This window comes from Faecalibacterium sp. Marseille-P9312, from assembly GCF_902497445.1.
In the GTDB taxonomy this organism is placed as follows: domain Bacteria; phylum Bacillota; class Clostridia; order Oscillospirales; family Ruminococcaceae; genus Faecalibacterium; species Faecalibacterium longum.
The window spans coordinates 83,925-109,038 of sequence record NZ_CABVEW010000003.1; the positions used below are offsets into that span (position 1 = coordinate 83,925).

General features: G+C 55.1%; 25 protein-coding genes, 2 other RNA genes, 3 pseudogenes and 1 other annotated feature. Of the genes and pseudogenes, 14 read left to right on the top strand and 16 right to left on the bottom strand.

Annotated features, from left to right (window positions below):
* Nucleotides 1-107: 107 nt before the first annotated feature.
* Together F3G95_RS03120 and F3G95_RS03125 are read left to right on the top strand one after the other, a co-directional pair.
* Entirely contained in the window at nt 108-1,040 is a 933-nt protein-coding gene (locus F3G95_RS03120) for an AEC family transporter (protein WP_149793775.1), read from the top strand.
* 65 nt (nt 1,041-1,105) lie between these two features.
* Nucleotides 1,106-2,233, top strand: coding sequence for an SLC13 family permease (locus tag F3G95_RS03125; protein ID WP_149793776.1), 1,128 nt, complete (start codon nt 1,106-1,108; stop codon nt 2,231-2,233).
* A 102-nt stretch (nt 2,234-2,335) separates the two neighbouring features.
* On the opposite strand, the gene F3G95_RS03130 is transcribed toward F3G95_RS03125, so the two are convergent.
* From F3G95_RS03130 to F3G95_RS03140, 3 genes and pseudogenes are all read right to left on the bottom strand, one after another.
* Complete coding sequence (locus F3G95_RS03130) at nt 2,336-2,566, bottom strand: YbaK/EbsC family protein (RefSeq protein WP_347562565.1); 231 nt, start codon at nt 2,564-2,566, stop codon at nt 2,336-2,338.
* Between the two features lie 11 nt (nt 2,567-2,577).
* Complete coding sequence (locus F3G95_RS03135; RefSeq protein ID WP_347562901.1) at nt 2,578-3,264, bottom strand: cyclase family protein; 687 nt, start codon at nt 3,262-3,264, stop codon at nt 2,578-2,580.
* Between the two features lie 374 nt (nt 3,265-3,638).
* A pseudogene (locus tag F3G95_RS03140) lies at nt 3,639-3,893 on the bottom strand (low molecular weight phosphotyrosine protein phosphatase); the annotation flags it as partial.
* Between the two features lies 1 nt (nt 3,894).
* On the opposite strand from F3G95_RS03140, the pseudogene F3G95_RS03145 reads away from it, so the two are divergent.
* Nucleotides 3,895-4,307, top strand: a pseudogene (locus tag F3G95_RS03145) (transcriptional regulator); the annotation flags it as partial.
* A gap of 99 nt (nt 4,308-4,406) precedes the next feature.
* Here F3G95_RS03145 and F3G95_RS03150 read toward each other — a convergent pair.
* The 8 genes and pseudogenes from F3G95_RS03150 to F3G95_RS03185 form a co-directional block, all read right to left on the bottom strand.
* Complete coding sequence (locus tag F3G95_RS03150) at nt 4,407-4,973, bottom strand: CPBP family intramembrane glutamic endopeptidase (protein WP_117762285.1); 567 nt, start codon at nt 4,971-4,973, stop codon at nt 4,407-4,409.
* A 162-nt stretch (nt 4,974-5,135) separates the two neighbouring features.
* Nucleotides 5,136-5,663 carry an isochorismatase family protein gene (locus tag F3G95_RS03155; RefSeq protein WP_149793778.1) on the bottom strand — a complete coding sequence of 176 codons (528 nt, stop codon included), beginning with the start codon at nt 5,661-5,663 and terminating at the stop codon, nt 5,136-5,138.
* Nucleotides 5,664-5,743: 80 nt separating this feature from the next.
* Nucleotides 5,744-6,133 (bottom strand): C-GCAxxG-C-C family protein, encoded by a 390-nt coding sequence (locus F3G95_RS03160; RefSeq protein ID WP_149793779.1) that lies wholly within the window; start codon nt 6,131-6,133, stop codon nt 5,744-5,746.
* A gap of 32 nt (nt 6,134-6,165) precedes the next feature.
* A complete protein-coding gene (locus F3G95_RS03165; protein WP_149793888.1) occupies nt 6,166-6,792 on the bottom strand; it encodes an alpha/beta hydrolase in 627 nt (208 codons plus the stop codon).
* 34 nt (nt 6,793-6,826) lie between these two features.
* A complete protein-coding gene (locus tag F3G95_RS03170; protein ID WP_149793780.1) occupies nt 6,827-7,597 on the bottom strand; it encodes an EFR1 family ferrodoxin in 771 nt (256 codons plus the stop codon).
* A gap of 64 nt (nt 7,598-7,661) precedes the next feature.
* On the bottom strand, nt 7,662-8,144 hold the full coding sequence (locus tag F3G95_RS03175) for a GNAT family N-acetyltransferase (protein ID WP_149793781.1): 483 nt from the start codon (nt 8,142-8,144) through the stop codon (nt 7,662-7,664).
* Between the two features lie 89 nt (nt 8,145-8,233).
* On the bottom strand, nt 8,234-9,217 hold the full coding sequence (locus F3G95_RS03180; RefSeq protein WP_149793782.1) for a Gfo/Idh/MocA family oxidoreductase: 984 nt from the start codon (nt 9,215-9,217) through the stop codon (nt 8,234-8,236).
* 124 nt (nt 9,218-9,341) lie between these two features.
* Nucleotides 9,342-9,479, bottom strand: a pseudogene (locus F3G95_RS03185) (desulfoferrodoxin family protein); the annotation flags it as partial.
* Between the two features lie 156 nt (nt 9,480-9,635).
* Nucleotides 9,636-9,895, top strand: a binding site (T-box leader).
* Between the two features lie 105 nt (nt 9,896-10,000).
* Here F3G95_RS03185 and F3G95_RS03190 point away from each other — a divergent pair.
* On the top strand, nt 10,001-10,945 hold the full coding sequence (locus F3G95_RS03190) for a bile acid:sodium symporter family protein (RefSeq protein ID WP_149793783.1): 945 nt from the start codon (nt 10,001-10,003) through the stop codon (nt 10,943-10,945).
* A 134-nt stretch (nt 10,946-11,079) separates the two neighbouring features.
* Here F3G95_RS03190 and F3G95_RS03195 read toward each other — a convergent pair whose 3' ends face one another.
* Together F3G95_RS03195 and F3G95_RS03205 are read right to left on the bottom strand one after the other, a co-directional pair.
* Nucleotides 11,080-13,134, bottom strand: a complete 2,055-nt coding sequence (locus tag F3G95_RS03195) for a TIM-barrel domain-containing protein (protein ID WP_149793784.1) — start codon at nt 13,132-13,134, stop codon at nt 11,080-11,082.
* A gap of 541 nt (nt 13,135-13,675) precedes the next feature.
* Nucleotides 13,676-14,395: a 4Fe-4S binding protein gene (locus F3G95_RS03205; protein WP_149793785.1), complete on the bottom strand. Its 720-nt coding sequence runs from the start codon at nt 14,393-14,395 to the stop codon at nt 13,676-13,678.
* A 99-nt stretch (nt 14,396-14,494) separates the two neighbouring features.
* On the opposite strand from F3G95_RS03205, the gene F3G95_RS03210 reads away from it, so the two are divergent.
* On the top strand, nt 14,495-15,160 hold the full coding sequence (locus F3G95_RS03210; protein ID WP_097772291.1) for a Crp/Fnr family transcriptional regulator: 666 nt from the start codon (nt 14,495-14,497) through the stop codon (nt 15,158-15,160).
* Between the two features lie 140 nt (nt 15,161-15,300).
* Here the strand turns inward: F3G95_RS03210 and F3G95_RS03215 are convergent, their stop codons facing one another.
* The gene (locus F3G95_RS03215) at nt 15,301-15,903 is read right to left on the bottom strand and encodes a Type 1 glutamine amidotransferase-like domain-containing protein (protein WP_015563755.1); all 603 of its coding nucleotides are present in this window, start codon (nt 15,901-15,903) and stop codon (nt 15,301-15,303) included.
* Nucleotides 15,904-16,056: 153 nt separating this feature from the next.
* On the opposite strand from F3G95_RS03215, the gene F3G95_RS03220 reads away from it, so the two are divergent.
* The 7 genes from F3G95_RS03220 (at nt 16,057) to ssrA (ending at nt 21,040) form a co-directional block, all read left to right on the top strand.
* A complete protein-coding gene (locus F3G95_RS03220; protein ID WP_149793786.1) occupies nt 16,057-16,740 on the top strand; it encodes a sigma-70 family RNA polymerase sigma factor in 684 nt (227 codons plus the stop codon).
* A 97-nt stretch (nt 16,741-16,837) separates the two neighbouring features.
* Nucleotides 16,838-16,937, top strand: an RNA gene (ffs, locus tag F3G95_RS03225) — signal recognition particle sRNA small type.
* A gap of 79 nt (nt 16,938-17,016) precedes the next feature.
* Nucleotides 17,017-18,888 (top strand): DNA polymerase III subunit gamma/tau, encoded by a 1,872-nt coding sequence (gene dnaX / locus F3G95_RS03230; protein ID WP_149793787.1) that lies wholly within the window; start codon nt 17,017-17,019, stop codon nt 18,886-18,888.
* Between the two features lie 26 nt (nt 18,889-18,914).
* Nucleotides 18,915-19,253: a YbaB/EbfC family nucleoid-associated protein gene (locus tag F3G95_RS03235; protein ID WP_149793788.1), complete on the top strand. Its 339-nt coding sequence runs from the start codon at nt 18,915-18,917 to the stop codon at nt 19,251-19,253.
* Nucleotides 19,254-19,268: 15 nt separating this feature from the next.
* Nucleotides 19,269-19,868 (top strand): recombination mediator RecR, encoded by a 600-nt coding sequence (gene recR / locus F3G95_RS03240; protein ID WP_015563752.1) that lies wholly within the window; start codon nt 19,269-19,271, stop codon nt 19,866-19,868.
* A gap of 272 nt (nt 19,869-20,140) precedes the next feature.
* Nucleotides 20,141-20,623: an SsrA-binding protein SmpB gene (smpB, locus tag F3G95_RS03245; protein ID WP_149793789.1), complete on the top strand. Its 483-nt coding sequence runs from the start codon at nt 20,141-20,143 to the stop codon at nt 20,621-20,623.
* A gap of 68 nt (nt 20,624-20,691) precedes the next feature.
* Nucleotides 20,692-21,040: a transfer-messenger RNA gene (gene ssrA / locus F3G95_RS03250) on the top strand.
* A gap of 92 nt (nt 21,041-21,132) precedes the next feature.
* Here the strand turns inward: ssrA and F3G95_RS03255 are convergent.
* Together F3G95_RS03255 and pta are read right to left on the bottom strand one after the other, a co-directional pair.
* Entirely contained in the window at nt 21,133-21,729 is a 597-nt protein-coding gene (locus tag F3G95_RS03255) for a hypothetical protein (RefSeq protein WP_149793790.1), read from the bottom strand.
* Between the two features lie 128 nt (nt 21,730-21,857).
* Complete coding sequence (gene pta, locus F3G95_RS03260; protein ID WP_149793791.1) at nt 21,858-22,883, bottom strand: phosphate acetyltransferase; 1,026 nt, start codon at nt 22,881-22,883, stop codon at nt 21,858-21,860.
* A 188-nt stretch (nt 22,884-23,071) separates the two neighbouring features.
* Here pta and F3G95_RS03265 point away from each other — a divergent pair, with 188 nt between their 5' ends.
* Both F3G95_RS03265 and F3G95_RS03270 read left to right on the top strand, forming a co-directional pair.
* On the top strand, nt 23,072-23,638 hold the full coding sequence (locus F3G95_RS03265; RefSeq protein ID WP_015563746.1) for a uracil-DNA glycosylase: 567 nt from the start codon (nt 23,072-23,074) through the stop codon (nt 23,636-23,638).
* A 367-nt stretch (nt 23,639-24,005) separates the two neighbouring features.
* Nucleotides 24,006-25,097: a hypothetical protein gene (locus F3G95_RS03270; RefSeq protein ID WP_149793792.1), complete on the top strand. Its 1,092-nt coding sequence runs from the start codon at nt 24,006-24,008 to the stop codon at nt 25,095-25,097.
* The last annotated feature ends 17 nt before the right edge of the window (nt 25,098-25,114 follow it).

A 25,114-nucleotide genomic window follows, 5' to 3' on the forward strand; every position in this document is an offset into this window, starting at 1 on the left:
CTATGCCATCCTTCTGAAACACGTTTTTTCCCTGTTTTCTCTTGACGATGCCCCGCCAATGGAGTAGGATGGTGCTGCAAAAATGAATTGCAAAAGAGGAGATCCAAATGCAAATCAGCCTTTTATTGATGCAGCAGATCGCACAGCTATTTCTGGTTCTGCTGATGGGATATGCCGTTGTAAAAACCGGCCTGTTGAAGGCATCGGACAGTAAGGTGTTGTCTGTGGTCTTCGTCTATCTGGTCATGCCCTGTGTCGTTCTGAACGCCTTTCAGATCAAGGATACACCGGAGATCCGCACCGGGCTGCTTTATTCCATGGGCATCGCCGTTGGAATGCACGTTGTATTTCTGCTTCTGAATGCGCTGTTCCGCAAAGCTCTCAAGCTGGACGCCGTGGAGCAGGTCAATATCATTTACAGCAATGCCGCCGCGCTGGTCATCCCCATCGTGCAGGCCCTGCTGGGGGAGGAATATGTTGTCTACTCCTGCGCCTTTGTCATTGTACAGCTGGTGCTGCTCTGGACCCATGCAAGCGCCTGCCTGCAGGGGTCTGCCCGGCTGGAATGGCGCAAGCTCCTTACCAATGTCAACCTGATCGCCATTGCAGCCGGTGCGCTGCTGTACCTGCTGCACGTCTCGCTGCCTACCCCGATCACCAGCACACTGAGCAGTGTCGGCAATATGATCGGCCCCATGGGAATGCTGCTGGCAGGCATGGCCATTGCGGAAGTCCCCTTCAAAAAGGTTTTCTGCACCCCGCGCAACTATCTGCCGGTATTTCTGCGTCTGCTGGGTGTTCCGCTGGTCATTGTCTTGCTGCTTTGGGCAGTTCACGCATCCCTTTGGATCCCGGACGGCAAGCCCATCCTGATGACGGTCTACCTTTCTGCCATTACCCCCGCCTGTGCAACAGTCACCTCCATGGCACAGCTCTATGACCGGGATGCTTCTCATTCCAGCGCGATCTATGTCCTGAGCACGCTGCTTTCCATCCTGACCATGCCGCTGATGATCGGGGCGTTTGAGCTGTTGCTCTGAAATACGAAAAAAGGCCGCCCGGCATCGCAGCAGGGCAGCCTTTACAACTACAAGGATGTGTCTCTATGAAACTCAAACAATTCATTCAGCAGGAAACGGTCCTCACCGCAGCCGCTGTGCTGGCCGTTGTCTCCGCCTTCTTTGTTCCGCCAGATGCGCAGTATCTCGGCTACATCGACCTGCGCACGCTGGCGATCCTGTTTTCCCTGATGACGGTCATGGCCGGGCTGCGGCGGCAGGGCTTTTTTGATGGACTGGGCCGGGCATTGTTGTCCCGCACCCACAGCACCTTTCAGCTGACGCTGGTACTGGTCGGGCTGTGCTTTTTCGGAAGTATGTTCATCACCAACGATGTTTCCCTGCTGACCTTCGTTCCCTTTACGTTCGTGGTCCTGAGCCGTCTGGGAGCGGATGTCCGCCGCGCTCTTCTGATCCCGGTGGTCTGTATGCAGACCATTGCGGCAAACCTTGGCAGTATGCTGACCCCCATCGGCAACCCGCAGAACCTCTATCTTTACGGAAAAAGCGGCATGAGCATCGGGGGATTTGTGCTTCTTATGCTGCCCTACACCCTAGTCTCTCTGCTCCTGCTGCTGGCTTGGGCAGCGCTGGTCTGCCGGAAAGCCTCTGCCTCCCTCTCCGTGGACGAGCTTGTTTCTTTTGCCTCTCAGGGGGATCAGAAAATTATCCTGCTGTATCTGATTCTGTTTGTCGTTTGCCTGCTGTCCGTGATCCGGGTGCTGCCCTATGGCATCGCCTTTGCCGCTGTACTCGTCTGCGTTCTTTTTGCAGACCCGCACACCTTACGGGCGGTGGACTATTCCCTGCTTCTGACCTTTGTGGCTTTTTTCATCTTCATTGGCAATCTGGGGCGCATTCCGGCTTTTTCCGGCTGGCTCCAGGAGTTTTTGACCGGCCGGGAAGTTCTGGTGGCGGTTCTTGCTTCGCAGGTCACCAGTAATGTTCCCGCCGCCCTGCTGCTGTCCGGGTTCACGGCAGAGACACAAGCCCTCATCATCGGCACCAATCTGGGAGGTCTTGGCACTTTGATCGCATCCATGGCCAGTCTTATTTCCTACCGGCAGATCGCACGGGAGCTGCCACAGGGGAAGAAGCAGTATTTTGGGCTGTTCACCCTGTCCAACCTGATCTTCCTTGCGCTCCTGCTGGGCGTGTGGTTTTTGCTCCGTTGAGCGTGGCAGATGACTTATGGTTTTTCTATAAAGCTAAAAAAGGGAGTTCTGTCACGGACGAAGGTCCGTGCAGAGCTCCCTTTGCGTTTATTGTATAATGCCTTATTCGCCTTCCGGCTCCTTGCAGACATCCACCCAGCCCTCGGCTCCGGCGGCTGCTTCCAGCTCCTGCAAGGTCAGCTTGACGGCGGTGTGACCGTTGCCCGCTGCCGGGTAGACGGTGTCGAACTTGCGCAGGCTCTCGTCCAGATAGACCGCCACGCCCTCGTTCACCCCAAAGGGGCACACACCGCCGGGGGCATGACCCACATAGGCCTCCGCCTCATCTTCCAACTTCCCCACTCTTATTCGGTAATGGCCCAGACCCGTGCGGGCAGACCGGTTGCACCTTCAATGCGGGGGTAAGAAACGACGACCACCGCACCGGCAGGCTGAACTTTATCCAGATTTGCAAGCACCTCCACCTGCAGCTTGTCGTTGTCCAGAACATAGCGCTCGCAGGCAAGGTCGCCCTTTTCCTCCGCCACCGCAGAGGAATCGGTATCCAGCGTTTCGTGGCCGTTGGCGGCGGCGTTGCGCACCTTGTAGATATACTCCAATGCTTCCAGCGACCAGCCGGGGGCATTTTCTTTACCCTCTGCGTCGATGCCGGACAGCGCATCCATATCCGGCCACTTCTTATACCAGTCGCTGCGCAGAGCCACCAACGCACCATCCGGGATGGGACCGTACTTTGCTTCATAGGCCTTGATGTCCTCCACTGTCACAGCGTAGCGGGGGTCTTTCTTGGCCTGCTGGGAAATATCGATGACCACCAGCGGGAAGATCAGGTCGTTCACATCATACTTTTCGGACAGCGCTTTGCCCTTGATGAAGTGACCCGGGAAGTCGATATGGGTACCAAACTGTCCGGGGAATTTGAAGGTCTGGATCAGGCATTCCAGTTCCGGCTTGCCCCAGTCCCACACGGTCTTTGCCAGCTCCACAGAGCCTTCCGGGATGCCGGACCAGTAGGGGCTTTCGTTGTTCATCGAGTGAGAAAGTTCCACCCAGCGATATTTTTAGCATCCTTCAGTGCGTTCCACAGTTTATAATCAGCCATTGTCGATTCTCCTTTTGTTGTGACGATGTATGTTCGGGCACTTCTCCCAGACAACGGCATCTTCCTGTTTTTTCAGTCTGTCTGCCGGAAATTTGTCTGGGAGCAGCGCATTCGCCCGGGTAGTATGTGCCGGGCATCTGCTGTATGTTTCATCTGCCTGTGCTCCCTTCCTTGTGTTGGGGATAGTATAAGCCCATTTTCGCACCATGTCAATAGGTTTATTCTATCAAAGACTTCCCCGGCAAACGACAGGTCAGCAAACCGTTCGCCCTTGCAATAACGTTTCGTCATCCCCTTTCCCTTTTATCGCAGCTCTTCCAGCAGGGCGGTGCAGCCCTCCAGCACTTCCTGCCATGTGGCTTCAAACTCCCCGGTGTACCACGGGTCTGCCACATCGCCGGGGCGACTGGTGTGATCCATCAGCAATGAGACATTATGCTCCGGGTCACTGCCCACAAACCGCACCATATTCCTCAGGTTGTTGCGGTCCATGGCGATGAGATAATCGTAGGTCTCATAGTCCCGCCGGGTCATCTGCCGGGCGGTCTTGCCTGCACAGCAAAACCTCAACGCCCTTGTCGATACCGTCCGGCATGAAATCATTGAACGGTATCGCCTCGGCGAAGATGACCCCTATTTGAAGGTGCTGCAAGCCGCCCATATCAGCGATGATGAATATTTCAATCAGGTGGTACGGGATGACCTCAACCTCATTATCCGGGATATTCGGGAAGCCCATAAAAAGGACAGTGAGAGTGCGCCCCAGACCACCGTTGCTGATGAACTGAAAGAAAATCTGGAAGCGGTCGAAAATTTCAAGGGCAGCCGGAATGAAAAGCTGGTTGTTCTTTACTGCAAGCAGCTCGGTATCAACTATAAAAATCTGTCAGACGAAGAATTTCGCTGGCTGATTCGGATTCTCAAAAATCAAAGAAAATGGGAACGCCTATCAGCCAGAGGAAAAAACGATAAAGAAAAACCGCTGTTGCATGGTTTGTTGGCTTCCATGTGGCAGCGGTTTGTGCTGTGGTTATTCAGTTGATATTGTATAAAGCGATAAACTGTAAGCTATCAATCGCCACTTAGGCGTGTTTTCCCAATAACAATGTAAAACAACGGTATCATTATAATCATTGCTGCTATGATATGTACATATATGAAACTTTGTGTTCCTGTAACAAGAAACAAACTTGTTATTGTATAATTCCATAACCAATGAAATCCTGTGGGCATCCAAATACTCTTTGTAGTGTAAAACATTTCATTGGCAAATATTCCATATAGAAAAGGAAAAATAAACATTACCAGAACAGAAATATTATCGGTATTAAAAATATGTGGTAGTGTAAAAATAAGTGCAGCTATTACGCAACTCAAATACTTATTTTTACATTTTTGCAGCAACAGCCCAAAAATAATTCCTCTAAAAATAACTTCTTCAATAAAGGACACGAAAAAGTAAAATATGAATTTCCCTTTATGATTCATCAACAGTGATAAAAAATCAGTGTCTTGAAGAATTATATTTGATTTGACTGATGAATAAACTATAAACAATACAATGATTGGCATTATAGCTCCAACTGCAAAATTCAGAAAATCTATTTTTCTAAAATATAACCCTATGCTTTTTAGCATAACACACCTTTTAACCTCTGATTTGTCATAATCCTGACACCATACTATTATGAATAAATTATCTCATGATACTGATTTATTGAATTTACCACAACATAATCTTGAAGTTTATGTAATGTATTTCGGTAACAAAGGTATTCAGCAAAGACCGTTTACGCTATATCATTTTTTTAGTAATTCCAATGCCTTGTCCATTGGTACGCAGTCTGCATATCGTTCAGGCCAGAGAAATTCATTATAGTAATGGTAAGCCTGTTCCCTGGTCATGTACTCATTGTCCTGCGTAGAATTTGCATAGGCAGGAACAATCATGTGTAAGCCATGCTCAAAACCAGCCTCTACCGTGGCATTGATACAGAAATCAGTCATAATGCCACAAATCATCACGTCTTTTTCTTCCTTTGCAGTCAGATACTCAAGCAGACCACTCTCTTTTTTGAACGCACTGCATACGGACTTGATAAACCGTTTTTCATCAGGCATCGGTTGAAACTCGGAACAAACCTCAAACTCATCATCCCCGATAGAGAATCCGGTATCAGGTCCATCATCATGCTGTACATAAATAACTTCTATGCCTTGTTCTCGAGCTGCTCCAATCAGCTTTTTGATATTACCAACAAACTTTCTGAACTCATATAAGCGTTCATCCACGATACCATTCTGTGCATCTACAACCAATAAAACCATGAATAATCTCTCCTTTTTGAGCTTTTTGCTTTGATTCAAATAAACTAAATTCGTATATTATAATAGAGCGTAACTTCTGCTTACTCTCCCAGCACCTCGCCCAGTGCCAGAACAGCGTTGCGGACGCACTCCGGGCACGGGCACAGCGGTGCGCCGTTCTCTATCCCCTTCAGATCCTTGCAGATGGTAGCACCGCACTTTTCCTGAAAGTTTTGCAGCAGCTCCTTGGAAATGCAGGGTGTGCCCTTGCCGTCGGTGACGATGCCCGCCACCATCACAGCGCCGATCAGTGCGCCGCAGGTGCTCTCCATGCAGCCCATGCCGGCGGCATAGCCTGCGCCCAGCTTCATCAGGGTGTCGGCATCCACCGGCAGCTTGTCCTCAAATGCCTTCAGCACCGCCTGTGCACAGTTGCACTGTCCAGTAGCTTTCCATGCGGCAGCCTGTGCCGCCCGTTCTTCGATGTTCATTTTACAGTCCTCTTTCTTTGATGAATCGTAGTTTATTCGACATTATCATAAAATCTCTGTAACACTGCTGCCAATTCCTCCGGAGCTTCTATGTTTGCTTCATGACCTGCTTTCAAAAGTTCACGGTAGCAGGAATTGCTCAAATAACCGGCAAGTTCCTTTGAGGCTTTTTTGTTTGCGTTGTCCTTTTCCCCACAAACGATCAATACAGGACAAGACACCTTACATAACGAATCTCTGAAATCCAATTCTGCCATCGTGTCGCACAAGCTGATCACATCTGCTTTTTTGAAGCCAAATTGCTTGAACGTTGCATTTGGCATAAAACGGAACAGCATATTCTGGAACTTCAATAGCTTTTCAGGCATTTTATATTGTGCTGCAATTAGCACCAGTGCCTTTACTTTATTCGGATGGTCTATCGCATAATTAAGTGCCAAAACAGCACCCAGAGAGAGCCCACATAAGACGATTTCGTCATTTTCCTTGTCGCACTCTTCTGAGAATGCAGTATACAGCTCCTTATAGGTGGCCGCTTTTCCTTCCAGCATCTCTGCCAGACTCAAGCTGACGCTTCTATCCGAGACCGTCGTTTCTTTTATCACTCTATCCCAACTGTCTGGCTTTTGTCCTAATCCATGCAAGTATAAATACTTCATCTGTTTTTCACCATCGTCGGTTTTCCTTTTTCCCTCATACGTCCTGCTGCTGCTTTTCCAGTGCTTCAAAGTGATACCGGGGCTTGCCTTTGCTCTTTTCGCCGTACTCGATGGCCTCTTTGGGGCAGTGGCAGATGCACGCCATGCAGTGGGTGCAGTTTTTGCCCCAGACCGGCTTTCCGTTTTCCAGATGGACGTTGTTCAGGGGACATAGCTCCACGCACCTGCCGCAGCCGATGCAGGCATCCGTTGCCCGGAAGGCATCGGCTTTTACAAAGAAGCGATAGAACACCGGGTTCACTGGGCCGCTCATAAAGCGGTCGTAGAGGGTCTCTCTCGGCGGAGGAAATTCCTGCCCGGCCTTGAGCTGGGCCAGCACCTTCTGAAGCGCAGGCTCTGCCTGCTCCACGATGCTCCGTGCCTGCTCCTTTTGGGGTGCATTGAACATGGCAATGTAGTTTTCCGGCATGATGATCTGGGCAGTCCCCATATACTGCAGCCGCTTTTGCGCTGCAAGCTGCCGGTTGTATTTTGCCGCATTGCCGATCTCGCTGCCGCAGTCCATCACAAACCAGATGCGCTCTGCCCCGGTCAGCGCGGTCTTGCCCAGCCACTCCGACACCACCCGGGGGATGCGCCATGCGTAGGTAGGCGTCACCAGCACCACATCCCGGCCAGTCTGCACCGGGGCAGTATCCCCTGCCTTGATGCAGGCGTTCAGGTCGTAAAGCGGCATCTCCAGCCCTTCGGCAATGCGCCGTGCCAGATACCGGCTGTTGCCGGTTCCCGTAAAATAAAGTACCATGGCTGCTCCCTCGTTTTTTGTGTTTTTCAGATGCCTGTCTGCCCGGCAAACTGGAAGTTGTTAATTACAGTCTCAGAACAGCGATCAGTTCTTCGCCGTCCATTTCACCGGTTTCTTCGAAACCGAAAGAGCGATACATCTGACGGGCAACTGCATTATCGGGTTCATATGATAGCCAACAGTATTCCGCTTCTCCACAAGGCATAGATTTTATGAACTCTAATGCAAGGCTGACCGCTTCTTTCCCGTACCCTCTGTTTTGATATGCCTTATCGATCATAAGACGCCACAGATTATAGTTTCCCTTTGCAATTTCAGGTGCATCCGTCCAATAATCATCAACATCAAAACCAATCATCAGGAAGCCTACAGGCTTATCCTTATCATATATACCAAACGGGAATGCATGACCGTTTCCCGTAATTGCAGTATACGCTTCAATGATGCTGATCTCATTGGTGGCAACGAAGTTCTTCTGCGATTCCGATACCGTCAGTTTCAGGATATCCCAGACATTATTACCATTTACTTTTTCTAAATGAAGCATATATCTTTACCTCGCTAAATTCCGAGTTGTCGCTCTCCGTATGCCATAGTCTCCGCACGCAAAAAAGCCCTTTGCGGCAGGGTGTGTGCTTACACCTCGCCCGCAAACTTCATGCCCCAGCTCATGCGGGTGTCGTACATCAGGCGGGTCAGGGCAAGGCTGTCCTGCGGGGTGTAGCGGTCGCTGCCGGTGCGCCCCAGCTTGACGCAGCGGCTTGCTTCCCGGATCTCATACTCAAAGCCGTTGATGTCCACCGGGCAGCGGATGACCTCCGGCTCTTTGCCCTCCACTTCCAGCGTCATGGTCTCGGCGTGCTGGAAATCCGGCAGGAAAATACTGCCCTTGGTGCCAACGATGCGGGCATTGCGCTCCAGCTCCTGCCCGATGGTCTGGACAGACTCCGCCTTGCAGCCGCCGGGGTAGGTCAGCGCAAGGCGGCTGTAATCGTCGGTGCCGTACTCGTTGATGTGGACCTCTTTGGTCTCCACCTTCTCCGGGTCCTGTCCGGTCAGGATGCGCAGAAAGCCCAGATTGTAGATGCCGATATCCAGCAGCGCACCGCCGCCCAGACCGGAATCAAACTTGCGGTCCTTCCGGGCACCGGTGGCCACAAAGCCGTACTGGCAGGTGATCTGTTTCAGCTCCCCGATGGTGCCAGCCGTAAGGATCTCGCGCAGGCGGTCGTACAGCGGCAGCAGCCAGATCCAGAACGCCTCCATGAGAAAGAGGTGCTTTTCCTCTGCCAGACGATACAGCTCCTGCGCCTGTTCCGGGCTGATGGTAAAGGGCTTTTCGCACAGAACGTGCTTGCCCTGCTCCAAGCAGAGCTTGCAGTTTTCGTAGTGCAGGGTGTTGGGGGTGGCGATATAGATGGCCTCCACCTCCGGGTCGGCGGCAAGGGCTTCGTAGGAGTCATAGCAGCGGGGAATGCCGTACTGCTGCGCAAACGCCTGTGCGCTTTCCATGTGCCGTGACCCCACGGCAACAAGCTGCTCCCCTTCTGCACCCATCTGCTCCACCGTAGACGCAAACTTTTTGGCAATGGTGCCGGTCGCTAAAATTCCCCACTTCATAACGGTACCTCCCGATTTATCACTTTGAACTCAGTATACCACGCTTTTTCCCCACAGAAAAGATTCCGTACGCAAAAACAGGCTCCTGCAAGCGTTTGACCACTGGCAGGAGCCTGTTTATTTCTTACAGTTTCGTCATCCACAGACCATGCAGGTTGCAGTAGGCGTAGACCACCACCGGCTTTTCGCTGCCCAGCTCAAACACCGCCTTGGGTGCCTGACCGGGGGCGAGGTAAATGTTGTTGGTGTTTTCTGTGACTATATGATAACATTTCCTAGTTAGATTTTTTGTGACCGGGTCACGCAAGCAGTCATTGCATGAATCAACTTCACTCTTGGCGTGAGCCGGATGAAAAACTAGAAGGGTCGTTTTTCTTGACTTCGACCCGGCAGAAGAGTATACTCCGTGGCAGTGAAATATTCGGCTATGACGAGAAAGAGTACCCGGAAAGAATGCTGCAGAGAGCTGCCGGATGGTGCAAGGCAGTGCAGGGCGTCCGTGGGAAGATCCTCTCCGAGCTTTCCGGCTGAATGGGTGGTGTATGCGCCCCAGTAAGCGGGAACGGCAGGCCCCCGTTATCACGGGCCGCGCATTGTTGGATGCGCACTGAGGGGCCGGGCTTTGCACCGGCAATAAGAGTGGTACCGCAGAGGAGTTTATACGCCTTTGTCTCTTACGAACCGTAAGGGACAAAGGCGTTTTTGTTTGCGGGAAAGCCATTTTCCGGATGTTTCATTGCCTTTGCATCCGCAAAAATAAGTGTTCAGAAAAGGAGTATTATCATGAAAACATTGGAAAAAGTAAGCGACTTTGTGGGCAAGTACATGGCCGCCATCGTCATTGTGGTGGCGGCACTGGCTCTGCTGTTCCCCGGCACCTTCAGTGTGGTAAAGACCGCATGGGTCAACACCCTGCTGGGCATCGTCATGTTCGGCATGGGTCTCACCCTGAAGCCGGAGGACTTCAAGGTAGTGTTCAGCCGCCCGAAAGACGTGATCATCGGCTGCATTGCGCAGTTCACCCTGATGCCCTTTCTGGCATGGGCGCTGACGCAGCTGTTCCACCTGCCCACCGAGCTGGCGATCGGCGTCATTCTTGTGGGTACCTGCCCCGGCGGCACCTCATCTAACGTGATGACCTATCTGTCCAAGGGCGACGTTGCACTGTCCGTCGGCATGACCGCAGTTTCCACCGTGCTGGCGCCCTTCCTCACCCCGCTGCTCACCCTGCTGTATGCCGGCCAGCGGGTGGATGTGAACCCTGTAAATATGTTCCTGTCCATCGTCAAGGTGGTGCTGGTGCCCATCGCACTGGGCTTTGTGGTCAACCACTTCTTCCATTCCTTCACCCAGAACGCCGTCCGGGTGCTGCCGCTGATCTCCACCACCGCCATCGTGCTCATCATCTGCGCCGTTGTTTCTGCAAACTCCGCCAAGATCATGACCAGCGGCCTGCTAATCCTTGCCGTGGTCATCCTGCACAACCTGCTGGGCTACCTCACCGGCTTTGGCGTTGGTAAGCTGCTGAAGCTGGATTCCACCAAGTGCCGTGCAATTTCCATCGAGGTCGGAATGCAGAACTCCGGTCTGGCCACCTCTCTGGCTGCCGCCCACTTTGCACAGTATCCGCTGGCAACCATCCCCGGCGCTGTGTTCTCTGTGTGGCATAACATTTCCGGTGCCGTCCTCGCCAACTTCTTTGCCCGCACCGCCGAGAAGAAGGACTGAGTTACTGTCGGCAGAAAGAACTGGCTGTTCAGTGAGCTCATTCAGGAAAACTTTGCATGACAAAATGAGGCACCCGATTCCGAATCGGGTGCCTCTTGTCTTTCTGGGGACGTGCTTTCACTGGGCGGTTACGATTATCCTTCTACTTTGACCGTAGCACGATCGCTCTTTGCGTTTCCATCCGCATCCAGCGTGATATGCACAAAATGTTCCGGCTTGTCATAATCCTTCGTCTCGCCGTCATCGGTATAGTATTCATAGGATGCACCATCGGGAGCATAGGCAAGCAGGCGCAGATCTGCAAAATCCACATCGGCAACGCTCTGGATTTTTTTGCCGTCCTTGGCAAGGGGCAGAAGGTGTCCCTTGCGCATAAAGAACACCACTTCATCCAGCTCCACCGGAATGTAATGATGGCCTGCCGGCAGCACGCTGGTTTCCATGCGGTTGCTTTCGCTGCACTTTACCCGCACCTGCAGCATCTCCTCCGGCAGATAAACGTACCGACCTCGGGCATTTTGTTCATATACCGGGGCGATCAACAGGCTTTCACCGATCATCACCTCATCCTCCACCCGGCGGGCAAAGTCATCCTCCGGGAAGGCGAACGCCAACGGCATACAGTACATGCCGTCGTGCAGGGCAGCCTTCATGTACTCGCTGTAAATGTAGGGCAGCAGCAGGTAGCGCAGCTGTAAAATACCGGCAAAGGCAGCCTTGTTCTTAAAGCGGTAGGGCTCCTGCCGGCGGGTGTCCTTGGCAGAGTGGTTCCGCAGCAGCGGAGAGAAGATGCCCATGCCGTACCAGCGCAGCACCAGATCCTCCGTGGTATTGCTGCCAAAGCCGCCAATGTCGGGGCCTTCGTACAGGAAGCCGCACATATTCAGGGAGGGCATCATGTGCAGCGCAAGCAGAATGTGGCTCCACCAGGAATGGTTGTCGCCGGTCCAGATGCCGCCATACCGGTGCATCCCGATGCAGGCAGAACGGGAGTACATCAAAATGCGCTTGTCCGGCTCCAGCCGCTCAAAAGCCTCGCCTGCAGCACGGGTCATGTTATAACCAAAAAGATTATGTACAATGTCGTGCCGCATACGCCCCTGTTTGGTGTTGTGGTAGAACAGCTTATAATCGTTTTCGTTGTTGGAAAGCTCTGCCACCATGCCGGTAAAAGCACCAAAGCTGGAAATATCCAGGTTTTGCTCGGTGTATTTCCCCATTTGGGCAAAAGTCTTTTTCAGTCTTTCCTCTGCATAGAAAATAGCAGGCTCGTTCATATCATTCCAGAAGCCCTCGATCCCCTGATCCAGCAGAACTTTATATTGACTGCCAAACCAAGCACGGGCTTCCGGGTTGAGCATATCGGGGAAGTGTACCCGTCCCGGCCACACACCGGCTACAAAGGGGGTGCCATCCTGATTCGTGCAGAAGTAGCCGTTTTTCACGCCTTCCTCGTACACATCATATCCCTCTTCGACCTTGACTCCTGCATCGATGATGGGGACAAGATGGATGCCCTGCGCTTTCATCTCGGCGGCAAAGTCTGCAAAATGCGGGAAGCGCTGCGCATCCACCGTAAAGTCCTTGTAACGCTCCATGTAATCAATATCCAGAACCACAGCGTCCAGCGGCATATTGTTGGCACGGTAATTTGCCACCACCTCGCGGACCTCGTCCTCGTTCATGTAGCTCCAGCGGCTCTGGGCGTTGCCAAAAGCCCATTTGGGCGGAATATAACTGCGCCCCACCAACTGGCGGAACTGGTGCACAATATCGGTCAGGCTCTCGCCCTCAATGATGTAGAGATCGTAATTTTCCTCGGCCACCGTGATGCGTAAGGTATCCATGTCGGTGTAGCCGCAGTCAAAGGTGACCTTGCCCGGGTAGTCGATAAAAAAGCCAAATGTATCCTTGCCGGACACGATCATAAAATTATAAGCACCGTACAGCGAGGATTTGCCCTCGGTATGGTTGCCGTCATCGGAGCATTTGCTTTCGTACACCCACCCGCGCTTGTTGATACCACGGACGTTTTCGCCAAGACCATACAGGACATCCTGCGGTTCCATGGCATAGGAGAAACCATCCGGCTCCTTGGTCAGATAGGGTATCGTTTCCATCATGGGCAAAAAAGAACCCACTACACTTTCGGTATCAAACGGTTGACCGTATCGCTTTTTGTAGATCATAGTAAAATATCTCTCCTCTGTTTTTTGAATCGTCACAGTGTAAAACGTACCAATTTTCCCAGCTTTACCGTATCGGAAGTGTAGATTTCATCTGTAAGTCTTCTATCGAATTTCATTTTCTTCATCCTCGTAGGGTTTCGATTCCGCTGCACACTTCAATTCTGGTATGTCTTTTATGGTAAACTGATATATCAATTCGCGCTCAAACTTGTATAACATATCTAGTATAGTATACTTGCGCAGCGTTTCGTTTTCAAGCGCTAATTGGCATTGGCTGTGTAAAAAAGAGAGGCCGATCTGCGTAAAAATTTACGCAAGTTGCTCCCTGTACTTTTCCACAGTCCGGCCATCGGTATAGACAGCCGTCCTGCGATGCGGAAAGATCGTGGGGAAAATATACGGGTAACAGGCGCATTGCTCCGCAAAGCTGCTATATAAACTAAAAAATCCGCCGAGGATGCCTCCCAACTGGGAAGCTCCTCGGCGGTATTCGTTTAGCGGGTCTGTGTTTTCTCGGTGGTTTCTTTTTTGCCCTGTGCTTTTAATCCAGGATTTTTCCGTCAATGGAGATGGTGACCACCTGCCACGGAATGAACTTTCCGCTGGCTTGAAGCGCCTTTTTTGCCGCCATCTCCAAGCCGCCGCAGCAGGGCACCTCCATGCGGAGGATGGTCACGCTCTGGATGTCGTTGCTGCGCAGGATCTCCGTGAGCTTTTCGCTGTAATCCACAGCGTCCAGCTTCGGGCAGCCGATGAGGGTCACCTTGCCGCGCATAAACTCCTGATGGAAATTGGCGTAGGCATAGGCCGTGCAGTCCGCCGCGATCAGGAGCTTTGCGCCCTCAAAGTAGGGCGCATGGACAGGAACCAGCTTGATCTGCACCGGCCAGTTGCGCAGGCGGGAGACCGGCTGCACGGGGGCAGAAGCTGCACTTTCGGCCGCCTCCGGCTGTTCCAGCATCCGCATCCGGGAGCCGGGGCAGCCGCCCTCGTGGAGGTGCTTCATCTTTTCCTGCAGTTCCTTTTTCTTTTTGTTTTCCTGCACCGCCGCCTCGTCGTAAGCAGGGGCTTCCCGCTCCTCAAAGGTGATGGCACCGGTAGGGCAGCCCGGCAGACAGTCGCCAAAGCCATCGCAGAAATTTTCCCGCACCAGCTTTGCCTTGCCGTTGATAATATCGATGGCTCCCTCGTGGCAGGCGGTCGCACACAGCCCGCAGCCGTTGCATTTTTCTTCGTCAATATGGATGATCTTCCGAATCATATCTATACTCTCCTGTTGTGGGTGTTTTTTGCATTTGCAGGTCTATTATAGTATACTAAAGCCATCTTGTCTGTTTGAATTCCAACAAGGAGAGTCTTTATGCAAAAATATCTGCCTGTTCTGCGGAACTGCCCCTTCTTTACCGGGCTTACCGATGATGAGATCTTGTCCATCCTGCACTGCGTCAGTGCAGCGAAGATCACCCGCCCCCGGGGCTCCTATATTTTCCGTGCCGGAGATTCCACAGAGGTCATGGGGCTCATGCTGTCCGGCTCTACCCTTGTGATCCAGGAGGATCTTTGGGGACACCGCAATATCCTGTCCAAGTGCAACACCGGGGACTTTTTCGGGGAGCCTTACGCCGCCACCCCCGGTGCCATCCTGAACATCAGCGTGGTGGCGGAGGAGGATTGCGAGATCCTGCTGCTGAACGTCAAGCGGCTGCTCACCTCCTGCCCCACCGCCTGCGACCATCACCAGAAGCTCATCCGCAATCTGGTCAGCGTTCTGGCAAACAAAATACTGCTTTTTAACGATAAGATCACCCATGTCAGCAAGCGCACCACCCGGGAAAAGCTGCTGTCCTACCTGTCTGCCGAATCCATCCGGCAGTCCTCCCTTTCCTTTGACATTCCCTTTGACCGTCAGCAGCTGGCAGATTTTCTCTGCGTGGAGCGCGCCGCCATGTCGGTGGAGCTTTCCAAGCTGCAAAAAGAAGGGCTGCTGGTCACAAAGCGGAATCATTTTGAGCTGTTGACCCGTTGACCGTTCCATGCGCCGCCCATGGCGGCTCTGTAGAGCAATTTTCCCCTGCCGCGTGAGTATAAAAATAACGGACAACTGTTTTGGGGCCATCCGTTGAAGGATGTATTGTTTTCGTCACTCGATAAATGGGAATTTTCAAATTAGTCTTTGCAAATAACCTTTGAACCTTCACCATCAATTACAATTCCCTGACGGTTGTTAATTGGGCATAGATTCAAATCCGAAAACTCAGTCATTATTTTCTCGGTAACTTTCTTAAATGGTGCTGTAAGATAATGCGGAAGAACATAGAAATCAATCAAATCAAGCCCTGCATCATCTTCTTGTGAGTAGTCCTCCGGCTTTTCATCCATTTGCTCGATATATTGGATGCTTGGAGCGCATATAATCGCACCTGCCGATTCACCAATCATCAGTTTTCCCTTTGCCAATTCTTTCTTCAACAGCTCATCCGTTCCCGTTTTACGGAGCTGGTCTATAAGGAAAAAAGAATTTCCGCCGGTAAAATATATCACATCCGCATCTTCAAAAACAGACTGTATCGTTGAATAAGCCTCCGTTGAAATATCAATTTCAGTTACGATTGCTCCCAACTTTTTGAATAATTTTCGAGCTGAGCCGACATAACCGGTGTAGCCTTCACGCAGCGAAGCTGTTGGAATAAATGCGACTTTTTTATTTTCAATTTCTTCCTTTATCAGACTTCCTACACTTGAAAAGTGCGAACATAAAAACAGTTTCATATATTCTCCTTTATATATAAATTCCGAGTTATCCCCCTCAGTATACCACACTTTTTCCCTGCGGAAAAGATACCGCGCACAAAAGGCCTCTCCGGCAACTATCCGCACTCCGGCTCATACACTTTAACAACTATGTACCGGGAGGGATATCGTATGCTGTTGACCCTGCTGCAATTTTTTGCATCCAAGTTTCTCGTGCTTGCGCTCCATCTGGAAGCGGGCAGTTTCCCCCGCCCGCTCAGCCCACAGGAGGAGATCCGGACCTTCGCCGATCTGCGGGCCGGCGATTCATCCGCCCGGGAAAAGCTCATCCGCCACAATCTGCGCCTAGTGGCGCACATCGCAAAGAAATACTATGCTCTCCCCTCTGAGCAGGACGATTTGATTTCCATCGGCACCATTGGCCTGATGAAAGCCGTAGACACCTTCGACTCCACCCGCCGGGCGCGCTTCTCCACTTATGCCAGCCGGTGCATCGAAAACGAGCTCCGGATGCACTTCCGGCGGGAGCGGAAGAACGCCCCCACCCTCTCGCTTCAGGAGAGTCTTGATGCCGGAAAGGAAGACTCTGCCCTCACCCTTGCCGATGTGCTGCAGGACGGCTTCTGCATGGAGGACAGCTGCGAAAAACAGGACGATGCCCAGCGCCTGCGCCGCCTCATCGAGGGGCTGCCCGCCCGGGAGCGGAAACTCATATTATTAAGGTACGGTCTGGCGGGCCAGCCGCCGCTGACCCAGCTGGAAACGGCAAAGCTGCTCCAAATAAGCCGGAGTTACGTTTCCCGGCTTGAAACACACGCACTGGAGCTTTTGCGGGCCGGATGGGAGCAGCCTTAGCTTCCTCTTGCAATCCTCACCGAACTGTGGTACAATACTAAGGCACACGAATCGTGTGCCTTGTCGGACAGCGCCTGCTGCGTGGTTCGGCATACGGATGCGGGTCCTGTACGATGGAGCCGCAGTGAACCAGGTCAGGTGGGGAACCAAGCAGCCTTAAGCGGCGCGCCCCGTGCGTTTCAGTCAGCCTGCATCCGTATGCCGAGTTACGCAAGGCGGGGGTCAAACCCCGTCAGCGCTGTCCGATTTTTTATTACTGACGGGAGGGAAGCACCGATGTATCGCGCATTATACCGCAAATGGAGACCCCAGCGGTTTGAGGATGTCGTCGCACAGCACGGCATCGTCACGGCGCTGCGCAATCAGGTAGCGTCGGGCCGCGTAGGCCACGCCTACCTGTTTACCGGCGTGCGCGGCACGGGCAAGACCACCTGCGCGAAGATCTTCGCCAAGGCGGTCAACTGCCTTCACCCCCATAACGGCGACCCCTGCGGCGAGTGCGAGATCTGCAGGGGCATCGACAACGGCAGCATCCTCGACGTGGTGGAGATGGACGCCGCGTCCAACAACGGTGTGGACGACATCCGCGACCTGCGGGATGAGACAGCCTACACCCCCAGTGCCTGTCATTATAAGGTATACATCATCGACGAGGTACACATGCTGTCCACAGCGGCCTTCAACGCCCTGCTGAAAACGCTGGAAGAGCCGCCCGCCCACGTCATCTTCATCCTCGCCACGACCGAGATCCAGAAAGTCCCCGCCACCATCCTCTCCCGCTGCCAGCGGTACGATTTCACCCGCATCGGGCCGGAAGACATCGCCCAGCGGGTCGAGTATATCGCCGGCCAAGAGGGCTTAGAGTTGACGACCGGTGGTGCAGAGCTGATCTCCCGCCTGGCCGACGGTGCCATGCGCGACGCCCTCTCGATCCTCGACACCTGCGCCGGTGTGACCGCAAAAATCGATGCCGATGTTGTCCGCCGGATGGCGGGCGTCACCGACCGGAGCTACCTGTTCCATATTTCGGATGCTCTGGAAGCGCAGGACGGCGCAGCGGCGCTGGCGCAGCTGGCCGCACTGCGGCAGCAGTCGGTGGATGTGAAGCGTCTGACGGAAGAGCTCATCGCCCACTACCGCGCCCTGATGCTGGCGGCTCTGCCCGGCGGGCAGAGCCTGCTGTCCGGTGTTTCCCCCGAAGAGGAACAGCAGTACCTCGAAAAAGGCCCTCAGCTGGGCCAGCGGGAGGCCATCCGGGCCATCCGTACGCTGGGCAGCGCCCTTGAGCATATGACCCGGGGCAGTGACCAGCGCATCGAGCTGGAACTGGCCCTCTTCACCCTCTCGGAGCCGCCGCAGGCCGCAGCTGTCCCCGTGGCGGCAACGACTGTGCAGGCTGTCGCTCCGGCCGCACCGGTCGTCCGGCCCTTTGTTGCGGCACCGGTCCAGCCTGCGCCGCAGCCTTTCATGAGTACACCTGCTGCACCCGTGGAACCTGTGGCCGCACCGGCAGTGGAAAAGGAGCCTGCTCCCGCGCCCGCTGCAGAGCCGAAGGCCGCTGTCCCGGATATTCCGGAGTCCCCCGCGCCCGCAGACGAAGAGCTTCCACCACCGCCCGACGAGCCGCCGGTGGCGGAGTCGGCCTCCCTGCCCTGGGATGAGCCGACTGCGCCGGTCACTGCGCCTGTATCGCCCGTACCGGAAGAGAGACCGGTTGAGCCCGCTGCAACGGTCTCGCCGACAGCACCTGCCCCGGAATACACCGCCGACCCGGCTCTCAGCCGCCCCCGCAAGGTGGCCGCAGAGGGTATCAATCCCTTCGAGCAGTGGAGCGAGGTCGTCAAGCTCTTACAGGAGAAGGACCCGATGCTTCACAGCTACCTGCGCAAATCGAAGGCGTACTTCGATGGCACACGGGTGCTCATCGACGGCGGCAAGACCTTCCGGGACTTCATCCGTGTCAACAAGGACAGCCAGCGGCTCATCAAAAAGCTCATCGCGCAGGTGTCAGGCGTCGCGGTGCCGATCGGCCCCTACGAGCCCCGCACCGCCGCAAAGCACACCTCCAATGCCGAACAGTCACTCCATGCGCTGGAAAAGCTGGGTCTGGACGTGAGCATTGAGGACAGCGCGAAGAAAAAAAGATAAACAATAACTTTTAAGGAGAACCAATTATGAAAGCAAGAATGCCCGCAGGCTTTGGCCGCCCCGATATGAACGCCCTGATGCGTCAGGCTCAGAAGATGCAGGATGACATGAAGGCCAAGCAGGCCGAGCTGGAAGCCGCCGAGTACACCGGCAGCGCCTCCGGCGAGATGGTCACTGTCCGCATGAACGGCAAGCACGAGGTCCTTGGCATCACCATCAAGCCCGAGGCCGTTGACCCCGACGACATCGAGATGCTGGAAGACCTGGTGGCCGCTGCCGTCAACGCCACCGTCAAGCAGGTGGACGAAACTGCTGAGGCCGAGATGGGCAAGCTGACCGGCGGTCTGAACATCCCCGGCCTCTAAGCGGGAGGGATATGCATGGGTTACACCGCAGCGCCGCTGGAAAAGCTCATTGAGCAGTTCAGCCAGTTCCCGGGCATCGGCCGCAAGGGCGCGACCCGGATGGCCTATCAGGTGCTGAGTATGTCGGACGCGGACGCCGCGGCGCTGGCCGAGGCCATCCAGAACGCCCACACCCGGCTCCACCGCTGCCGCGTCTGCCAGAACTACACCGAGGCCGAGCTCTGCCCCATCTGTTCCAGCGCCAAGCGGGACCGCTCCACCATCTGCGTGGTCGAGACGCCCCGCGATGTGCAGGCCTTTGAGCGCACCCGGGAGTACCACGGCCTGTATCATGTCCTCCACGGCCTCATCAGCCCCATGGACGGCATCGGCGCCGAACAGCTCTCGGTGAAGGAGCTGCTGGCCCGGCTGGGCAGCGGCGAGGTGAAAGAGGTCATCATGGCCATGAACCCCACCGTCGAGGGCGAGGCCACGGCCATGTATCTGGCAAAGCTCATCAAGCCCCTGGGCATCAAGACCACCCGTCTGGCCTACGGCCTGCCCGTGGGCGGTAGCCTCGAGTACACCGATGAGACGACGCTTTACCGCGCGCTCTCCGGCCGCGACGAGCTGTAAAGAGCAGATTTTATAGAACCTTAACGATTCTTTCAAAAATCGCTCTTGAAAATCCAGCAAAATGTGATATAATGACAAGACAAAGAAGCTGCTTTTATAAGCAGGGTGCGCCGAACGACGAGAATTTTTGCCCGTATACAAGGCGGTTTCCCGCAGCAATCCTTGGTGGATTGCAAGGGGAAACAACGCAGGATGCGAGCAAAAAGGCCGTTCGGACGGTGTGCAATGCTTATGAAAACGGCTTCTAGAGGAAAGGAAAGGAGGCGCGCTTCATGGCACCTGCCAAAGAACGTCCGGCGACAAAGACCATCGCCACAAACCGCGAGGCGCGTCACGAGTATTTTGTGCTCGAAGCGCTGGAAACGGGCGTCGAGCTGAAAGGCACCGAGGTCAAGAGCCTGCGTGCCGGCGGCGTCAACCTGAAGGACAGCTGGGTCGATATTGAGGACGGCGAGCTTCTGGTCAAGGGAATGCACATCACTCCCTACGACCACGGCAACATCTTCAATCAGGACCCTCTGCGGGTGCGGCGTCTGCTGGCCCACAAGACCGAGATCCGGCGCCTGCACCAGCAGTGCAAGCTGCAGGGCTATACTCTCGTTCCCCTTTCTCTCTACTTCAAGCATGGCCGCGTCAAGATGGAAGTCGGCCTCTGCAAGGGCAAAAAGCTCTACGACAAGCGTGCCGACGCCGCCAAGCGCGACGCCAAGCGCTCCATCGACCGGGCTGTGAAGTCCAACGGCAAATTCTACTAAATCTCTTTCAGGCAGCATTCCTGCCCTGAGAATACCAAGCTTTCTGCGCATGGCAGCATGCGCTTTATGGGGGCGTAAAGGTTTCGACGGGGGGAGCGAGGCCTGGGCAGCGGGTAGCAGTGGGGGAACTGCTCTAAACTCCTCCAAAAAATTAACTGACAACAATAATTATCAGTTGCTCGCAGCCTGAGTGCTGCGCGTTCCGCCCACTCTTGTGTCGTGTGGGGCCGGGGCGTCCTTTAGACACAGCACCTGAACGGACCTAAGCTTTGCGGACCGGCAGGAACTCATGAAGCTACTGAAGCGTTAGCCTGACGACCGGCGTGACGCGGAGGGAATGTTGTAGATCGCCTGCACCCGGAGACACCTACGCTGAACTCTTTTCGGACATGGGTTCGACTCCCATCGCCTCCACCACACGTGAGCCAGACGAACCCTCTGTGCTCCACCAAAGGGAAGAGCCTCACCGCTTTGCAGTGAGGCTCTTCCCTTTTCATCTTATAGCATCCTTATCCCATGAAATCAAGCAGTACGTCGATGTCCTGACTGATGGCGCGGAGATAGTCAGCTCCGCCGCGCCGGCCGTCATAGTTCCGGACGCGGCTGCTCATCTCATTCAGGAGCTCTTCCTTCCGCACCAGAACGGGGTCTCCGATCCACTCGTCTTTCTCTATAAAGGCTTCCAGCTGCTCATATTCTTTTATGATACGGACGTTGGACAGGTTCTCCGGGAGGGTACGGGCATCGAACCAGTCCGGCTGCGCGTGAAAGTCCAAAGGCGGCAGCGGGTCCAGCGGCTCATCGGCGTCCCACACATAGGGATGCCGGTCATCTTCTTCCGGCGTCTTCTTGAAGCGTCCTACCCGATTCTCGGCCTTGCCGACCGTCTCATAGTGGTTGAACAGTGCCTCAGCGTCGTAACCATAGAGCTCGTAGGCGTCCGAATAGCGGTCTGCATAGTCCTTGTACTGGAACGTCTCGACGCTTTCCGTCCCCGGGGTAAGGTCAAGCCAGATGCTCACCGCCTCCGCATGGGTGGGCAGAGCTGCCATGACCGTCAGGGCCAGAACCCCCGATGTGACCGCCGCAATAAATTTTCTTCGCATGATAAAACCTCCTTTTTATGAGCGGTTCATCCCAGAATCGAGAATCTCCGCACTACAGCCAAAAGAGCCGCTGCCCGCAGAATGCGGCAGCGGCTCTTTTCAGCTTTTCAGTTCAGCCGGGTGTCAGCTCAGGACTGGCAGGCGGTGATGAGGCTCATCTTGTAGACCTCGTCGGCGTTGCAGCCACGGGACAGGTCGTTGATGGGAGCGTTCAGGCCCTGCAGGATGGGGCCGTAGGCAGCGTAGCCGCCCAGACGCTGTGCGATCTTATAGCCGATGTTGCCGGCCTCGATGCAGGGGAAGATGAAGGTGTTGGCCTGACCGGCGACCTTGCTGCCCTTGCACTTGACCTGTGCGACCTCGGGAGCAACGGCTGCGTCGAACTGCAGCTCGCCGTCAATAGCCAGCTCGGGGGCCATCTCCTGAGCCTTGATGACAGCGTCGTGGCTCAGAGCGACGGTGCCGCCCTTGCCGGAACCCTTGGTGGAGAAGCTCAGGACAGCGACCTTCGGGTCGATGCCGAACAGCTTAGCGGTCTTAGCGGTCTCGACAGCCACCTCAGCCAGCTTGGCAGAAGCAGCGACCTTGACCTCGCCGGTAGCCTTATCGACGGTATCGGTGTAGTCGATGTTGACGGCGCAGTCGCCCATAGCGATGCGCTTCAGGCCCTCTTCGCCGCAGTCACGGTCCAGAATGAAGCAGGAGCTCACCAGATGAGCGCCCTTCTTGGTCTTGACCAGCTGCAGAGCGGGACGGATGGTGTCGGCGGTGGAGTAGGTAGCGCCGCCCAGCAGGCAGTCAGCCTTGCCCATCTTGACCAGCATGGTGCCGAAGTAGTTGGACTTCTTCAGCAGAGCAGTGCACTCCTCTGCGGTCTGCTTGCCCTTGCGCAGCTCGACCATGGTGTTGACCATCTCATCGAAGCCGGCGTAGTTCTCAGGGTCGATGATCTCAGCAGCGGAAATATCAAAATTGCCAGCAGCGGCAGCAGCCTTGCACTCTGCCTCGTTGCCGACCATAACGACGTTCAACACGCCCTCAGTCAGCAGCTTGCTTGCGGCCTCCAGGATGCGAGGGTCATTGCCCTCGGTAAAAACGATCGTCTTGGGGTTTGCCTTCAGCTGGGCTACCAGGGGTGCAAACATATCAGCCATTGTTGATTACCTCCGAAATTACTTTGCAATTATTCCCGGGCATCACAGATATGCCCTTCTTTTTTATTCTAGCACAGAGTCAGAAAACTTCAAGACAAATCTTGAATTTTGTGGTATATTTTAAGGAAGAAATCGTGCGATAATTTGTTAAGAAAATGTCATTTAATTTGTGAGAGGATACCGAACTTATGGATTGGGAAACACTGAAAACCGACTGTCTCGCCTGTCAGCGCTGTCCGCTGCACACCACCCGGCACAACGTGGTGTTCGGGCAGGGCGTAGAGAATGCCGAGGTGCTCTTCGTGGGCGAAGGCCCCGGCCAGAGCGAGGACGAGCAGGGTCTGCCCTTCGTGGGACGCAGCGGCCAGCTGCTGGACAAATACCTCTTCGCCATCGACCTCGACCGTGCCTCCAACTGCTATATCGCCAACATCGTCAAGTGCCGCCCGCCCCAGAACCGCGACCCCCTGCCCGCCGAGAGCGAAGCCTGTATGCCCTGGCTGCGAGAGCAGTTCCGTCTGCTGCGGCCTAAGATCGTCGTCTGCCTGGGCCGCATCGCCGCCCAGCGGATGATACGCGCCGACTTTTCGGTGACGAAGGAGCACGGCACCTTTATTGAGAAGAACGGCATCCTCTTCATGGGGACGTTCCACCCCGCCGCCCTGCTCCGTCAGCCCCAGAACAAGCCGGAGGCTTTCGGCGACTTTGTGGCCCTGCGGGATAAAATACACGAGGTGTGCGAGCATACCTACTGATGGGGGCTAAGCCTCTCCCCTTGGGAGAGGTGTCACCGCAGGTGACGGAGAGGGCAAGCCCGGCGAGATAAGGCCTCTGCACAGCGATGGGCAGTTTCTTTGTCAGAGCCATATTATCGCTGCACCATGCTTCTTTGTCAGCATCCTTGCCCTCTCAGGCGCTTCGCGCCAAGGCCGGGTTGCGGCTCCCTGCGTCTGCTACGCTGTCGCTTGCATCCTGCTGGCCGCTGCCCCAACAGCGACTCCCTGCTTCCGCCGCTGGCGGCGGTCGTCGCCGTTGCCCCCAAAGGGGGAGCCTTTGCCATCACACCCCTCACTTTTTCCTTCACTTTTGCATAACCTAAAAACAAAAGTGAGGTGTTTGAGTATGAATGCTGTACGCAGCAATTCTGTTGATTTCTTTCTGGGCACCACCACCCCCGCCGGGTTCAAGGGCTATTTTGAGCCGCTTCGGCGGGAGCCGGGGATGCAGATGTATCTCATCAAAAGCGGGCCGGGCTGCGGCAAATCGACGCTGATGAAGCGGCTGGCCGTCAAGGCCGAGCAGAAGGGGGAGCCTATCCAGCGCATCCACTGCGCCAGCGACCCCGACAGTCTGGACGGCGTCATCTTTCTCGACAAGCGCGCCGCCATCGTGGACGCCACCGCACCCCATGTCATGGAGCCGGACGCCCCGGGCGCAGAGGAGCAGGTGGTGAGCCTGTACCACACACTGGACGCCGACGCCCTCCACGCCCACGCCGACGAGGTGAAGCGGCTCTTCGCCCAGAACACTGCCCTGCGCAGCCGGGCCGCGCGGTATATCGCGTCCGCCGGGAGCCTGCTGCTGGATAGCCGCCGGGCTGAGGCGTGCAGTGCCAACTTCGAGAAAGTCCGCCGCTACGTCAAGCGGCTCTGCGCCCGGACTCTCCCCCGCCTGCCCGAGGGGGCCTCGGCCAGCGAAGAGCTGCGGCTGCTGTCGGCCATCACGCCGAAAGGGCCGGTCTTCTACCGCGGCACCGTACAGGCGCTGGCCGACCGGTATGTGGTCTTCCATGACGACTACGGCGCCGTCTCCCGCCTGCTTCTCGAGCTCATCCGGGCCGAGGCGCTGGCCCGGGGCTACCACATCATCACCTGCCCCTGCGCCATGCACCCCGACGACAAGATCGACCATCTCTTCATCCCGGCCCTCCGGCTGGCTTTCCTCACCGACAACCGGTGGCACCCGGTGCAGCTGCCCGGCGTGCAGGCCGTCCGGTGTACCCGTTTCGTGGACCGGGAAAATCTGGCGGGCTACCGCGCCCGTCTCCGCTTCAACGAGCGGGCGGCAGCAGAGCTTTTGGAACAGGCCGCCGACCTGATGGCACAGGCCAAAGCCTGCCACGACGAGCTGGAGACTTACTACCGCGCCGCCGTGGACTTCGGCAAGGTGGACGAAGCTGCCGCCCAGTGCGCCGGGATGCTGGGGCTGGCGTAGTTTTTGGGAAAGTTTGT